Origin of the sequence: Variovorax sp. YR266 (assembly GCF_900107295.1) — a bacterium.
In the GTDB taxonomy this organism is placed as follows: Bacteria; Pseudomonadota; Gammaproteobacteria; order Burkholderiales; family Burkholderiaceae_C; genus Variovorax.
Window position 1 is genome coordinate 16147 of sequence record NZ_FNPM01000021.1, and the last position, 14321, is coordinate 30467.

At 67.4% G+C, this 14321-nt stretch carries 15 protein-coding genes; 6 read left to right on the forward strand and 9 right to left on the reverse strand.

From position 1 onward, the window contains the following. Positions 1-702 carry a two-component system response regulator KdpE gene (gene kdpE, locus BLW48_RS32515; protein ID WP_093080910.1) on the forward strand — a complete coding sequence of 234 codons (702 nt, stop codon included), beginning with the start codon at positions 1-3 and terminating at the stop codon, positions 700-702. 19 nt (positions 703-721) lie between these two features. Here the strand turns inward: kdpE and BLW48_RS32520 are convergent, their stop codons facing one another. From BLW48_RS32520 to BLW48_RS32550, 7 genes are all read right to left on the reverse strand, one after another. Next, entirely contained in the window at positions 722-1162 is a 441-nt protein-coding gene (locus BLW48_RS32520; RefSeq protein ID WP_093058641.1) for a hypothetical protein, read from the reverse strand. A gap of 183 nt (positions 1163-1345) precedes the next feature. Next, positions 1346-2476, reverse strand: a complete 1131-nt coding sequence (locus tag BLW48_RS32525) for a zinc-binding dehydrogenase (RefSeq protein ID WP_093179755.1) — start codon at positions 2474-2476, stop codon at positions 1346-1348. Between the two features lie 87 nt (positions 2477-2563). Further along, the gene (locus BLW48_RS32530) at positions 2564-3139 is read right to left on the reverse strand and encodes a dual specificity protein phosphatase family protein (protein ID WP_093179757.1); all 576 of its coding nucleotides are present in this window, start codon (positions 3137-3139) and stop codon (positions 2564-2566) included. Then, entirely contained in the window at positions 3136-3639 is a 504-nt protein-coding gene (locus BLW48_RS32535; protein WP_093080920.1) for a hypothetical protein, read from the reverse strand. The genes BLW48_RS32530 and BLW48_RS32535 overlap by 4 nt, the downstream gene beginning before the upstream one ends. Next, the gene (locus BLW48_RS32540; RefSeq protein WP_093179758.1) at positions 3636-4790 is read right to left on the reverse strand and encodes an MGDG synthase family glycosyltransferase; all 1155 of its coding nucleotides are present in this window, start codon (positions 4788-4790) and stop codon (positions 3636-3638) included. The genes BLW48_RS32535 and BLW48_RS32540 overlap by 4 nt, the downstream gene beginning before the upstream one ends. A gap of 256 nt (positions 4791-5046) precedes the next feature. Beyond that, complete coding sequence (locus BLW48_RS32545; protein WP_093179760.1) at positions 5047-6492, reverse strand: nicotinate phosphoribosyltransferase; 1446 nt, start codon at positions 6490-6492, stop codon at positions 5047-5049. Between the two features lie 66 nt (positions 6493-6558). Further along, positions 6559-7629, reverse strand: a complete 1071-nt coding sequence (locus tag BLW48_RS32550; RefSeq protein WP_093058647.1) for a bifunctional nicotinamide-nucleotide adenylyltransferase/Nudix hydroxylase — start codon at positions 7627-7629, stop codon at positions 6559-6561. A gap of 82 nt (positions 7630-7711) precedes the next feature. Here BLW48_RS32550 and BLW48_RS32555 point away from each other — a divergent pair, with 82 nt between their 5' ends. From BLW48_RS32555 to BLW48_RS32575, 5 genes are all read left to right on the forward strand, one after another. Beyond that, positions 7712-8545, forward strand: a complete 834-nt coding sequence (locus BLW48_RS32555; protein ID WP_093080928.1) for a pseudouridine synthase — start codon at positions 7712-7714, stop codon at positions 8543-8545. Further along, positions 8512-9630: a winged helix DNA-binding domain-containing protein gene (locus BLW48_RS32560; RefSeq protein WP_093179761.1), complete on the forward strand. Its 1119-nt coding sequence runs from the start codon at positions 8512-8514 to the stop codon at positions 9628-9630. Before BLW48_RS32555 ends, BLW48_RS32560 begins: the two co-directional genes overlap by 34 nt. A 142-nt stretch (positions 9631-9772) precedes the next feature. Beyond that, positions 9773-10429, forward strand: coding sequence for a response regulator (locus BLW48_RS32565; protein ID WP_093058650.1), 657 nt, complete (start codon positions 9773-9775; stop codon positions 10427-10429). Further along, complete coding sequence (locus BLW48_RS32570; RefSeq protein WP_093179763.1) at positions 10426-11808, forward strand: sensor histidine kinase; 1383 nt, start codon at positions 10426-10428, stop codon at positions 11806-11808. Before BLW48_RS32565 ends, BLW48_RS32570 begins: the two co-directional genes overlap by 4 nt. Positions 11809-11996: 188 nt before the next feature. Continuing rightward, positions 11997-12335, forward strand: coding sequence for a hypothetical protein (locus BLW48_RS32575; protein ID WP_093179764.1), 339 nt, complete (start codon positions 11997-11999; stop codon positions 12333-12335). Positions 12336-12373: 38 nt separating this feature from the next. Here the strand turns inward: BLW48_RS32575 and aqpZ are convergent, their stop codons facing one another. Together aqpZ and BLW48_RS32585 are read right to left on the reverse strand one after the other, a co-directional pair. Beyond that, the gene (gene aqpZ, locus BLW48_RS32580) at positions 12374-13081 is read right to left on the reverse strand and encodes an aquaporin Z (RefSeq protein WP_093058653.1); all 708 of its coding nucleotides are present in this window, start codon (positions 13079-13081) and stop codon (positions 12374-12376) included. Positions 13082-13245: 164 nt separating this feature from the next. Next, on the reverse strand, positions 13246-14256 hold the full coding sequence (locus tag BLW48_RS32585; RefSeq protein ID WP_093179766.1) for a zinc-dependent alcohol dehydrogenase family protein: 1011 nt from the start codon (positions 14254-14256) through the stop codon (positions 13246-13248). Positions 14257-14321 lie beyond the last annotated feature (65 nt).

Below are 14321 nucleotides of genomic sequence, written 5' to 3' on the forward strand. Positions count from 1 at the left end.
ATGCCAACCCCCATCGCCATCGTGATCGAAGACGAGCCGCAGATTCGCCGCTTTGTACGCGGCGCGCTCGAGGCCGAAGGCTGGGTGGTGCATGAGGCTGGCACGTTGCGCGATGGACTGGCGGCGGCCGGCACGCGGCAGCCCGATCTGCTGGTGCTCGATCTCGGGTTGCCCGATGGCGATGGCGTCTCGCTGATTCGCGACGTGCGGGGTTGGTCGGCCGTGCCGATCATCGTGCTGTCCGCGCGCACCGACGAAGCTGACAAGATCGCCGCGCTCGACGCAGGGGCCGATGACTATCTGACCAAGCCCTTCGGCACGGGGGAGTTGCTGGCGCGCGTGCGAGCGAACCTGCGGCGTCCGCGAGCGGCAGGTGGCAACGGCAGCGAAGAACCTCCCGAGGCACTGTTCCGCTTCGGCGAGATCGAGCTCGACCGCGCCGCGCGCCTCGTGCGGCGTTCAGGCGTCGAGGTGCATCTGACACCTACCGAGTACCGCCTGCTGTCGGTGCTGGTCGCGAACGCGGGGCGCGTGCTGACGCAGCGTCAACTGCTGCGCGAGGTGTGGGGGCCGTCGCACTCCGACCAGAGCCATTACCTGCGGATCTACATGGGGCATCTGCGGCAGAAGCTGGAGGCCGATCCGGCGCAGCCCCGGCATCTGTTGACTGAGACGGCTGTGGGGTATCGGTTGGTGGTGTAGCTGCACGCAAGGGGATGCCTCAGAGGCAGCCCCACAGATATAGGGACTTGTTCCTGGCGAGCGCCTCGGCTGCGAGCCTCCGGAGGTCTTCCATGACAGGATGCAGCTCGGTGGGCTCGCACGCGAGTTCTTCCGTGTTTGCCCATCGCTCCAGCACGGGGGCCAACGATGCAGAGTCGACTTGGGTCAACAGTGTCGTCAGTTCATCGGGAAATCGATTGAGCCACGCATCGTTGTCTTCGCCGAGTTCGACGTACTCGAGCATGTGCCTGTCGACGTCCCACTCCACGCCTTCCATGATGGCCCAGAGCGTCGTGATCTCGATGTCGGTGAATCGCTTGTACTGGACCGGCTCCAGCAGTTCCTCGATCTCGTCGCCCTCATCGGGTTCCTCGATCCGGTTGGCATAGCGCAATGCCTCTTCGGGGCTGGCGACGAAGAAATCCGAGAGTATTCCCATCTTCTGTTCCTCAGCAAGCTGAATGATGAGCCTGGATTACACCCTGCTTGCCCTTCGCCAGTTTTACGGATCGATGACGTTCGTCGAGGGAAGGGGTTGGACGCAGCGCTTGTACAGGCCGATCAACGAGTGCCCTGAACGATCACGCCGTCGGCGTGATCGCACCCCCGCCGGAAAACCTTCTCAGCCCGCAACGCCCTTGTTCGGATTCAGCAAGAACTTCTCACCAGTAGCCTGCTTCCCATAAACACCGATCGCATCGAGCTGCAGCGCCTCGACCAGCGACACCTCACGCGTGTAGTGGCTCGCAAACGTCGTCTTCAACTCCGCAACGACACGCGCCTTCAAACGCTGAGTGCCCGCATCGCCGAGCTTCCCGAGGAACGGGAACAGCAGCCACCCGCCCATGCCCCACGCCATGCCGAAGTTGCGCACAAATTCCGTGGGGGCGCGGTCGAGGCCGCCGTAGATGTACACCTGCTTGTGCGTGGTCGAGCCGTAGCGGCTGTATTCCTTGGCGGTGCGGTTGATGGCCGCTTCCATGCAGCCGAGGATCTGCCCTGCGAGCTTGCCGCCGCCGGTGGCGTCGAAGGCCAGCGTGGCGCCGGTCTCGACCAGCGCCTGCGTCAGGTCTTCGAGGAAGGTGGGCGAGGTCGCGTTGCACACGTACTTCGCGCCCAGGCCGCGCAGCAGGTCTTCCTGCTCCTGCTTGCGCACGATGTTGACGAGGGCGATGCCGTCCTTCTGGCAGATCTTGTTGAGCATCTGGCCCAGGTTGGACGCAGCAGCCGTGTGCACCAGCGCCTTGTGGCCTTCCATGCGCATCGTCTCGACCATGCTGAGCGACGTGAGCGGGTTGACGAAGCACGAGGCGCCTTCGGCTGGCGTGGCTCCGGCTGGCAACTCCAGGCACTGCGCGGCGGCAAGGCAGCGGTACTGCGAGTACATCGCGCCGCCGATGGCTGCCACGGTCTTGCCGAGCAGCGCCTGCGCGGCGGGCGAGGAGCCGGCCTTCACCACCACGCCCGCGCCTTCGTTGCCGACCGGCATCGACTGGTCGAGCCGCGCCGCCATTGCGGGAAGCACACGCTCGGGCACGGTGGCGGTGACGACGGGGCGTTCGGCTGTGCCCGAGGCCTTGGCCGTGCTCATGTCGGCCGCGCCGAACAGCAGGCCCAGGTCCGACGGGTTCAGGGGCGACGCCTCGACGCGAATCACCACTTCGTGGGCCTGCGGTTCGGGAATCGGGTCGTCGTGCAGCGAGAGTTCGAGTTCGCCGCTGGCGCGAATGAGGGAGCGGATTTGCAGTGCCATGGAAGAGCCCTTTTCAGAAGGTTCGCAGATGGCCTGTGGCCACGGGGCGGCCAGTATAGGAGCGGGGTACGAAAGGCGCTGGCGCCTTCAGGACACCATGGGTACCACCGGGGCATGGGCCAGCGCCTGGCGCATCTTCACCGGGTCGAGCCGCTCGATGTAGCGCGGAATGTTGCGCCACAGCGTGTGATAGCCATAGCCGCCGCGCAGCATCTCGTGGCGCGCGCTGTCCTTGTCCCAGTCTTGTACCGCCATGCGGTACACCGCCGCGACCACGCCGGTGCGGTCGGCGCCGTGCATGCAGTGGATGAGCACCGGGCCGTGCTTTTCGGCCTCGCGAATGGCGAGCAACGCGCGCAGCACCTTGGCGTCGTCGATGGACCAGGTGTTGATCGGCACGCGCACCAGCCGGATGCCGCTGCCCGCGAACACCTTCCTGTCGTCGTTGAAGGAGCGCAGGCTCACCACCGTGTGGATGCCCAGCGATTGCAGCGCCGCCATGTTGGCGCGCCGCGGCTGCGCGCTGCGGTACAGCGTAGGCGTGATGCGGTGCAGGTTCTCGACTTGCAATGCGTCCAGCGGATCGGCCCAGTGGCCGGGGCGCGGGTCGGCGATGCCTTCTTCTGCTGCCGCTGCAGCCTGGCCGTGTTTCTTCTTCGTCATTGCTGTCGTTGCTTCTGGCGAGGCCAGTGCCGCGTTGCCAGTATCAGGGCCGCCACCGCGAGCCCGCCCCAGTAGTCGACCGGCGCGCCCCACATCCAGTGCTTGTGCCAGAACGCATCGACCGGGTTGAAGCGCGCCCAGCCGAAGGCCGGGTTGATGAGGAACCAGCTGAAGTCTTCGCAGACCCAGAACACGATGAGGCCCGCCCCCGCCAGCCCCACGTCGCGCCAAGTCCAGCGCCCGTTGAATGCCAGCGGCGAGAAGAACACCAGCGCCATGAAGGTGAACACCCAGGCGTGATAGCCCGTCATCGCGCGGCCGCCCCAGAAGATGTCGAGCCAGATGCTGTTCTCGATGCGCCAGGTCGGCAGCGACGTGGCCCAGCCCGCGCCGCCTTCGATCTGGATCTCGGCATTGGCGAAGAAGAAGGCCATCACGACCACCCAGGCGAGATAACCGAGCGTGCGGGCCACGCTCGTCTTTTCGACGGCGCCGCTCACGCCTTGGCACCCAGCACGTGTTGCAGCACCGCGCGCGCCGCCTGCGGCTTGCCCAGCGCCCGGCTGCGCGCAGCCATGGTCGCGAGCTTGGCGGGGTCGGCCATCAGGCGCGCCACCTTGTAGTCGAGGCCGATGGCGTCGTAGGCCAGCCAAGCCGCACCTTCTTCCATCAGGAAGCCGGCGTTGTGTTCTTCCTGCCCGGGAATCGGCGAGATCAGCAGCATCGGCTTGCCCAGCGCCAGGCATTCGGACACCGTGAGGCCGCCGGGCTTGGTCACCACGAGGTCGGACGCGGCCATCATCTTGTGCATTTCGTTAGTGAAGCCGATGGCCACCACGCGGCCGGGATAGCGCCTGGCCAGCGCTTCGAGCTTGCCATGCGCTTCCACGTTGCGGCCCGCCACGGCGATCACCTGGAAGTTGCCTTCCTTGCCGTCATGGCCACCCAGGCCGAGCACGCGCTCGACCATGCTGGGCAGATCACCGACGCCGGCACCGCCCGAGGCCATCAGCAGCACGGGGCGCGAAGGATCGAGGCCTAGTTCCGCCGCACAGGTATTGCGCGCCAGCGCCGGCACATCGGGCTCGGAAAAAGCCGGCATCACCGGAATGCCGGTGACGTGGATGCGCTCAGCAGGAACGCCTCTCGCCCGCAGGCGGAACGCCACTTCTTCCGTTGCAGCAAGGTAGCCTGCCATGCCCGGCACCAGCCACATGTTGTGCAGGTCGTAGTCGGTGATCTGCAGCCACACGGGATATTCGATGCGGCCGCGATTGCGTTCGCGCATCAGCAGTTCGGCCGGCAGGAAGTGCGTGCAGACCACGGCATCGGGCTTTTCGCGGCGGATTTCGCGCACCAGTGCGCCGGTGCTCAGCCGCTCGATGCCGCGGCGCAGGCGCTGCGAGGGCGCGTGGTGCGGCGTGGTGTCGGTGCGCTGGTGCAGGTACGACCACAGCTCGGGTGCGCGGTTCACGAGCTGGATATACCAGTCGGTGTAGACCTTGCGGAAGCCGCTGGCCACGTGGGCCATCGCGTCGATGTGGACCGCCGTGCAGGGCGGGACTAGGTTCTGGGCGGTGGCGGCAAGCGCCTGTGCTGCACGCACGTGGCCGTTGCCGGCGCTCACGCTGAGGATCAGGAGTTTGGTCATGGATTCGGCGGTCTGGGCGGATTATGGCTATGCCTTGTGGCACTGCCCCTTGGGGAGCCTGAGGCGCGATCACGCCGACGGTGTGCTCGTTCAGCACAGCGGTTGATCGGCCGGCACAAGCGCTGCGCTCATGTGCGAATGGCACCGGGTGCTCCCCGCAGCGAAATAAAGGAGGAGGCCGCAGGCCGGGGGACATTCGCGGAGGGGAGTACCCGGTGTCATTCGCACGCACCCCGAAGGAGCGACCCGAACCGCCTCAGAGCGGCGCGCGAGAGGTGACGAACTGGTTCACCCCGATGGCAGCCCGCTCGCGTATTGCATCGAACGTGGTGCTCTCGACAATGCGCCCGTTCTCGAACACCGTCTGCAGCAGGTCGACCTGGCCTGCCGCAAGCGTCTCTTCACGCACCGTGTTCTCGACGCCGTTCGCATCACGCACCAGTGCAAGCCGACCCTTCTTCGAGGCCTTGCTCACATCGCCCACCGGCGACTTGTACACGTCGCGCCACTCGCCGTTCACCTGCATGGCCGAGCACTTCATCGCCCACTGCATCGTGTCGCGATTGACCTGCTGCAGCAGCCCGCCACCCATGCCGAAGGAGATGTTCTCCGTCGAGAAACCGTTGTGGAAGAAGTTCGACAGGCACAGCCGCAGCGAGTCGAGGTTCACGCCATCACCCTGGATGATGCGCACGTTGTTCAGCACCCGAAAGCCCTTGGCATTCGTCGTGGTGCCGAAGCGATCGGCCAGGATCTGCGCCACCTTCAGCGTGGTCTCGGCCGGGTCGCCCGAGTCGGGCCGCACCACCAGCGTCGCGCCCGAGGCCACCACCTTCGCCTTCAGCTCGCCGCCCCAGATGCGCGCGCAGGCATTGAAGATGTCGTAGCTGTCGCTCACCACCGCAAAGGTCGCGCCGGGCTTGCCGAACTGGTCGACCATGTTGCTGTAGGCGTCGGCTTCATGCTCGCGACCCCAGCCCGTGATGGTGCTGTGCTCGGCCGCCGGAATCGAAAAGCCCGCCACGTCGCAGTCGTAGTACCGGCGCGCGGCCACCAGCGCGGCCAGCGTGTCGGTGCCCATGAAGTTCACCAGGTGGGCCATGCCGCCGAGCGCGGCCGATTCGAGACTCGACACCCCACGCGCGCCGAAGTCGTGCAGCCTGAAGGCGATCTGCCCTTGCGGGTCGTCGCAGGTCGCTTCGAGGTACCGCAGCAGTGTGGTGCGCGCGGCAGCCGAGAGCGTGGCGACCGTGGTGGGGTACCAGATCGCGCGCAGCAACTCGGTCTCGAGAAAACTCGTGACCCAGAAGAACTCGGGGTCCGTGTTCTCGATGGTGGCCAGCACGTTGTGCACCGGCAGCACGCTGCCTTCAGGCACCGCGCGGATGCGCACCGGCATCAGCCCGCCATGCTTCTCGATCAGGCGCAGCCAGCCTTCGCGGTTGAACGGCTCGCCGTGCGCGGCCATGAGCAGGGCGGCTTCATCCACGTCGTCGCGCGTCACCGGCGTCTGCAGGTATTCGCGCAGATAGGCCTGCAGGCCGAAGAACAGCGAGTGGCTGAAGATGCCGCCGCGCGACTCGATGTAGCTGTACACCGTCTGCGTGCCGGGTGGATATTGCATCCAGTGCGACACCTTGTAGGAGTCGGTGCGAAGCAGCAGGTTGTTGCCCAGGGGCGAGGAGGTGAGATTGCGGTTCATGTGAAAGCTCCTTTCACGTTGGCACCCGTCAACCAGGTGCCGTTCTTGCTGACAAAGCCTGGTCGTTCAGTTCTTGCCCAGGCCACCCAAAAAATGATTCGCGATGAAGAAGTGGTCTTCGTAGACGTGGTCCTGCATGTCGAGGAACTCGGCGATCGGCACCCATCGCACCTCGGCCGCGTCGTCGTCGGCACGCACGTCTGAAAGGCCCGTCCACTGGTTGTGCGCCAGCTCGAAGAAGAAGCCGTGCGTGATCGTGCGGCCGCGCTGCGAGCGGTCGGGCGCGTCGAACACGTGGCTGGCCTTCATGCTGCCGTTGAGCACGGGCACGGGCACCTTGAGGCGGGTTTCTTCCTTCAGCTCGCGGATGGCTGCGTCCTGCAGGCGCTCGTGCTGACCGACGAAGCCGCCGGGCAGCGCCCAGGTGCCCTTGCCGGGATGGAACTTGCGCTGCACCAGCAGGATGTGGCCGGCCTCGACCACGATGGCGTCGACGGTGGTGTAGATCGGCGGAAAGTCGCTGCCCGCATAGCGGTACTTGTCGCGGTAGTCGACGAGGAAGGCGCGCTCTTCGCAGAGATCGGCGTAGTCGGCGGTGGTGGTGAACTGCTCGAGAAAGGCGGCGGTGCCGTCGGGCAGGTCGGCGCGTGCGAGCTGGCCGCGGTTCTCGGGGTCGAAGTAGAGGCCGCGCACGTCGGTGGCGTTGAGGCTTTCCACGCTGTTCTGGCCGACGAACTCCCAGTGCGGGAAGAGCTTGAGGTAGTAGCTCGACGCGTCCTTCAGGTGCCCCACCAGCGCGACCTTGGCCTTGGCGGGTGCATGGCCGTCCTGCACGATGAGCCGTTCGACCGCCGACTGGATCGACGCGATCCAGATCTGGTCGTTGTAGGGCGAGTCGCCCACGCCGACCACGCTCACGCGCATCTGCTCGGTGCCGCGCAGGCAGGCGCGCACCATGCGTTCGCGTTCGTCGAAGGTAAAGGGGTTCTTGACGCTGCGTGGCTTGCGGTCGGAGCCGACCACCACGATGACCCGATCGGCGGCGCGAAGGCCTTCTTCGATGAGTCGTTGATGTCCGAAATGAACGGGCTGGAAACGCCCGATGACGATGGCGTATTGAAACTTGCGTGTGCTCACTTGGGAATCCCCCAAAAAGGGCGCGATCAACTCGCGCTTGCGTTCAGGATAGCATCGGTGCCGCACATTGATCAAGCCTCCGATGACCGAGCCCTCTTCTCCCCCTACCGATGCCGTTCGCCTCAACAAGCGCATGGCCGAGCTCAAGATGTGCTCGCGCCGCGAGGCCGACGAGTGGATCGCCAACGGCTGGGTGAAGGTCAACGGCAAGCCGGCCGAGATGGGCGTGAAGGTCACGCCGTCCGACCGCATCGAGATCGACAAGGCCGCCAAGGGCCAGCAGGCGAACCAGGTCACCATCCTCATCAACAAGCCCATCGGCTACGTGAGCGGGCAGGCCGAGGACGGCCACGAGCCGGCGGTCACGCTCTTCACGCCGCAGAACCGCTGGGCGGAAGACAACGCGCGCTTCTTCTTCAGTCCCCAGCAGCTGCGCGGCCTGGCGCCGTGCGGGCGGCTCGACATCGACTCCATCGGCCTGCTGGTCATGACGCAGGACGGCCGCATCGCGCGCCAGTTGATCGGTGAAGACTCCGTGATGGAGAAGGAATACCTGGTGCGCGTGGCCTACCACGGCCTGGGCCAGCCCGCGCCTACCGGCCAGCTGGTGCGCATGGACGACGACGACCCCATCACCACCAACGTGCAGGCGGTCTTTCCGCCGGCCATGCTGGCCAGGCTGCGACACGGCCTGAGCCTCGATGGCCAGCCGCTCAAGCCGGCGCGCGTCGAATGGCAGAACCCCGAGCAGCTGCGCTTCGTGCTCACCGAGGGCAAGAAGCGGCAGATCCGCCGCATGTGCGAGCTGGTCGGCCTGAAAGTGGTGGGCCTGAAGCGCGTGCGCATCGGCAAGGTGATGCTCGGCAACCTGCCGGTGGGCCAATGGCGCTACCTCGGGCCGCACGAGAAGTTCTGAGCCTGCGCGCGCTGAACCGCGCCACGCTGGCGCGGCAGATGCTGTTGGCACGGCGCAGGCTGACGGTGACGCAGGCCGTCGAACGCCTGGCCGGCCTGCAGGCGCAGGCGCCCAACCCACCCTACATCGGCCTCTGGAGCCGGCTCGAAGGTTTCCGGCGCGAGCAGCTGACCGAAGCACTGCAGAAGCGTCGCATCGTGCGCATGTCGACGATGCGCGCGACCCTGCACCTGATGACCGCGAGCGATGCGCTGGCGTGGCGTCCGCTGCTGGAGCCCGTGCACCAGCGCGGCCTGCTGGGCAACCACAAGAAGGCGCTCGACGGCATCGACCGCGCGGCGGTGGTCGAAGCGGGGCGTGCGCTGCTCGCCGAACGGCCGCACACCGGCGCCGAACTCGGGCAGGCCCTCGGCGTGCGATGGAAGGGCCGTGAGACCGTCTCTCTGGCCGGCCTGATCCGCAACAACGTACCGCTGGTGCACCTGCCGCCGGCCGGCACCTGGAACTCGCACCAGAGTGCGCTGCTGCAGCCCCTCGGCGATTGGCTGGGGGAGGCCGTCGACGCAACCCCGGCCACGCAAGACGACCTGCTGCTGCGCTACCTTGCCGCCTTCGGCCCCGCTACGCTGGCTGATGCCGGCGCGTGGTCGGGCCTCACCGGCTGGAAGGCCGTGGCCGAGCGCCTGCGGCCGCAGTTGCGCGTGTTCACGGGCGAAGACGGCCAGGAACTGTTCGACCTGCCCCGCGCGCCGCGCCCTGACGCCGACACGCCCGCGCCGCCGCGCCTCGTGGCCGAGTGGGACAACCTGCTGCTCTCGCACGCCGACCGCAGCCGCGTGCTGAGCGAGGCGCACCGTGCCCGCGTGTTCACCGTCAACGGCATCGTGCGTGGCACGGTGCTGCTCGACGGCTTCGTGGCGGGCGTCTGGAAGATCGAGCGCGCGAAGAACACCGTCACCGTGGTGCTGGAATCGTTCACGCGATGGTCGAAGGCCGATCGCATCGGCGTCGAGAAAGAAGCCCTCGATCTGCTGGCCTTTGCCTCGGACGGCGAGGGCGAACGCCATGCCGTGCATCTGCCTTGAACGGGCCATGACCAGGCCATGACCCCGTGGCGCGCCCGCCGTCTAAGCGTGCCCTAAGTATTCGTTTCTACGCTGCGCCACGGCGCAGACACTTCCGATCATCCCGGTCGCGTGCTACCTTGCGGCCGAAGGAGTCGCCGCGATGCGCGTTCTACTGGTGGAAGACGATGAAATGATCGGGCGCAGCCTGAAGCAGGCGCTCGAGGGCGCAGGCTGGTCCGCGGACTGGGTGCGCGACGGCGAACTGGCGCAAAGCGCGCTGGGTGACGGTGGCTACACCTGCGTGCTGCTCGACCTTGGCCTGCCCAGGCAGGACGGCACCGAAGTGCTGCGCCGCGCGCGCGAGCGCGGCGATGCCACCCCGGTGCTGGTACTCACCGCGCGCGACGGCCTCGACGACCGCATCCACAGCCTCGACCTCGGCGCCGACGACTACCTGCTCAAGCCTTTCGAATTCCGCGAGCTGCTCGCGCGCATGCGCGCCGTGGTGCGCCGCCGCGACGGCGCCGCGCATTCGCTGGTCGGCAGCGGCTCGTTGCAGCTCGACCTCACCACGCGCGAAGTGGTGGTCAATGGCGCGCGCGAGGCGCTCACCGCGCGCGAGTTCGCGCTGCTGCATGCGCTGCTGGAGCGGCCCGGCGCCATTCTTTCGCGCGAGCAGCTCGAAAACCGCATCTACGGCTGGGGCGAGGAAGTCACCAGCAACGCAATCGACGTGCTGATCCACGGCATGCGCCGCAAGCTCGGTGCGGACGCGATCCGCAACGTACGCGGCCTGGGCTGGCGCGTAGCTGCATGACCGGAGCTCCGCGCAGCGGCGGCCGCTGGTGGCGGCCACGTTCGCTGCGCACGCAACTGCTGCTGTGGCTCATCACGCTGCACCTGGGCGCGGCCGTGCTCACGGCGTGGTTCTCCTTCGAGGCCTACGGCAACCTCGTGCACAACGCGCTGGACGACCAGATGCGCCTGGTGGCCGAGTCATACGAAGGCAGCGATCCGCAGAAGCTGCCGCACCCGATGGACGGCGAGGCCGCCTTCTCGCGCGGCGCTTTCATCGTGCAGATCTGGAGTGCCGACGGCCAGACGTTGCGCGCCACCTCGTGGCCCGTGCTGACGGTGCCCTTGCAACCCCAGCCCGGCTTCAGCGACGTGAACACGGGCGCGCATGCGGGCTCCGACTGGCGCGTGTTCACCGCCAAGCCCGGCACGCGCGCCGACCAGCCGCGCGTGCAGGTACTGCAGAACGAGGACTACCGCCGCCGCCGCGCCCTGCGCCGCGCAATGTTCGAAGGCCTGCCGATCGCGCTGCTGCTGCCGCTGGCGCTGCTGATCCTGTGGATCATCGTGTCGGCGGCTTCGCGCTCGCTGCGCGCGGTGGCGCGCGACGTGGCCTCGCAGGACGAGCGCAGCCCCACCGAGCTGTCGCTCGCGCGCGTGCCCGACGAGATCGCGCCGCTGGTGGGCGCCTTCAACAACCTGCTGACACGCGTGCGCAATGCCTTCGCCACGCAGCGGCGCTTCGTGCAGGACGCGGCCCACGAGCTGCGCACGCCGATGGCCGCCATCGGCCTGCAGATCGAGAACCTGCGCGCGCACGTGCCGGCAGGCGAGGCCACCGAGCGCTTCAACCAGCTCGAGGCCGGCGTCACGCGCGCGCAGCACCTGATCGAGCAGTTGCTGCATCTCTCGCGGCAGGACGCGCCGCAGAGCGTCGGCAATGCGCGCGAGCGCGTCGACATCGAAGTGCTGCTGCGCGAGAGCGTGAGCCAGCTGATGGTGCTGGCCGATGCGCGGCGCGTGGACATCGGCTTCGAAGGCAGCATTGCCGCGGTGGTGTTCGCGCCCGCGGCCGAACTGCGCAGCGTGTTCGACAACCTGATCGACAACGCGCTGCGCTACGCGCCCGAAGGCGGCGTGGTCGACGTGAAACTGCACGAGGTCGATGGCCACGCGGTGGTCGATGTGCTCGACAACGGCCCCGGCATTCCGCAGGCCGTCATCGGCCGCGTGTTCGATCGCTTCTTCCGCGTGCCCGGCGCTGTGGCGGGCGGCAGCGGGCTGGGGCTGGCGATTGCGCGTACGGCGGCCGAGCGGCACGGCCTGCGCATCGAGCTGCGCAATCGCACCGGTGGGCCGGGGCTGATGGCGCGCGTGCACCTGCCCGTGCTGCCGGTGTAGCGAAGGCCTGCCGGCACGCGAGGCACCTGCGGTCCAAAGTTTCAGGAAAAAGCGTGCTGCTCACGCGTGCGTAACTCTTCCCTCACATTCACCTCAGTCTGCGTGCCTAGAGTGCACTCAGGTCCTGCCACGCGCAGTTCGCGCGATGGCACGTGACCGGGGACAACCTGCAATCAGGAGAACACGTCATGCGCACTTCCTTCAAGCTTCTCGCCGTCGGTTCCTTTGCTGCGCTGGCAGCCATGGGCGCCGTCACCGCATCGGCCGAAACCACCGATGGTTCGGATTTCCATCCGCTGCAGATGAATTCGCCCGCGAACCCGGACGTCCAGGCCGGCGCGATGGCCGCAGCCCGTCCGAGCGGCACCGAGCCAATGGGCCAGTCGACCAGCGCACCCGCGATGAGCTCGACGATGCCGGTGGCCGACATCCAGGCCGGCGCCTATGGGGCGTCGCACCCGAGCGGCACCGAGCCGATCGGGCAATCGACTTCACTGCCGATGGTGAAGTCGGGCAGCGGCAGCTGAACTGAAGCTGCGCTGCCGGTGATGACGACGATCAGCGGTCAGTCGTCGTTGCCATTGCTGAGTAGCGCGCGGTAGATCACCGCGCCGATGATGGCCCCCGCAATGGGTGCCGCCCAGAACAGCCACAGTTCCGACACCGCATAGGACGGCCCGAACAGGGCCGGGCCCGTGCTGCGCGCCGGGTTCACCGAAGTGTTGGTCACAGGGATCGAGATCAGGTGGATCAGCGTGAGGCACAGGCCGATCGCAAGACCAGCGAAGCCGCCGGCCGCGCGCTTGGCGGTGGAGCCGAGGATCACGATCAGGAACACGGCAGTCATCACCACTTCGCACAGCAATGCGGCCGTCATGCCGTACTTGCCGGGTGAGTGCTCGCCGTAGCCGTTGGTGGCGAAGCCGCCGATGTCAGCGCCCGGCTTGCCCGTGGCGATGAGGTACAGCACACCCGCCGCCGCGATGGCGCCGAGCACCTGCGCCACGATGTAGCCCGCGAGCTGCGAGGCCTTGAAGCGGCCCGCGGCCGCAAGGCCGATCGACACGGCCGGGTTGAAGTGCCCGCCCGAGATCGGGCCCAGTGCATAGGCGCCCGTCACCACCGTGAGACCGAAGGCCAGCGAGACCCCGAGCAGGCCGATGCCGACACCCGGAAAGGCCGCTGCCAGAACTGCGCTTCCGCAGCCTCCGAGCGTGAGCCAGAAAGTACCAATGAACTCGGCCGACCACTTTTTGTAGGTACTGTGTTCCATAACGCTCCATCCTGAAGTTGAGAAAGCGCGCAATGCACGAGGCCGTGCGCGGGCGGATTCTAGGAACGCCAGGAGGGGGCGTCGAGCGTGTAATTCGTACTAACGGAACCTGTTCACGGATGGCGCGGCTTTTGTGCAGCGCCGCAACTGCGTTGCGTCTTCGTTCAGAGCGTCACGACGATCTTTCCGAACGCGCCGCGCTCGAGATGATCGAGCGCGGCGGGCAGTGCATCGAAGCCGTACTGCGCGGCAATCACCGGCTTGAGCGCATTCGCATCGACGGCGCGCACCAGGTCTTCGAGCGCGCGCCGGTGGCCCACGCCGATGCCCTGCACCGTCACGCGGCCCAGCACCATCGCGTAGAACGACGCGCTCAGCGTCTCGCCGCCGAGCATGCCGATGATCGACACGCGACCGCCCTGCTTCACGGCCTGCAGCGAGCGATCGAGGTTGGGGCCGCTCGCGAGTTCGAGCACGTGGTCGGCACCGCGACCTTGCGTGAGCCTGCGCACTTCGGCGGGCCAGTCGCCGTCGCGCGCCAGCACGTGCGAGGCGCCGAGTGCCAGCGCCTGCGCGCGCTTGTCCTCACTGCCCGTGACCACAATGGCCTGCGCGCCATGCAGCCGCGCGATCTGCAGGCCGAACAGCGCGACGCCGCCGGTGCCGTGGATCAGCACCGTCTCGCCCGCGCGCAACGCGCCGGTCTCGGCGAGCGCGAACCATGCGGTGAGACCCGCGCACGGCAGCGTGCTGGCTTCGGCCAGGCTCAGCGTCGTGGGCGCGGCCACGGCCCAGGCGGCGTCGAGCAGCACGTGCGAGGCGAGCATGCCGGGGCCGGGCCCGCCGAGGAGCGTGGCCTCCGCGTGCCAGTGGCTGTCGATCCAGCCGCCCCAGAAGGTGTTGACGACCCGGTCGCCGACGGCGAAGCGCGTTACGCCCGGACCGATGGCCGCCACGGTGCCCGCCATGTCGGAGCCGGGCGTGAAGGGCAGCTCGAGCGCCATGCCCATGCCGTCGCGAATCATCAGCAGGTCGCGGTAGTTGAGCGACACCGCGCCGACCTTCACGAGGATCTGGTTGGCGCCCGGCACGGGCAGCGGCGCTTCGGCCTGTTCGAGGTGGGCGCGGCCGAGCGTGGGGAGTTGCCAGCGGCGCAGCGTTCGAGGTTCCTGCATGAAAAGACTCCGCGAAAGGAAAAAGAAAAAAGAGGAGCCTTCATGCTATTGACGATACTGGGTAC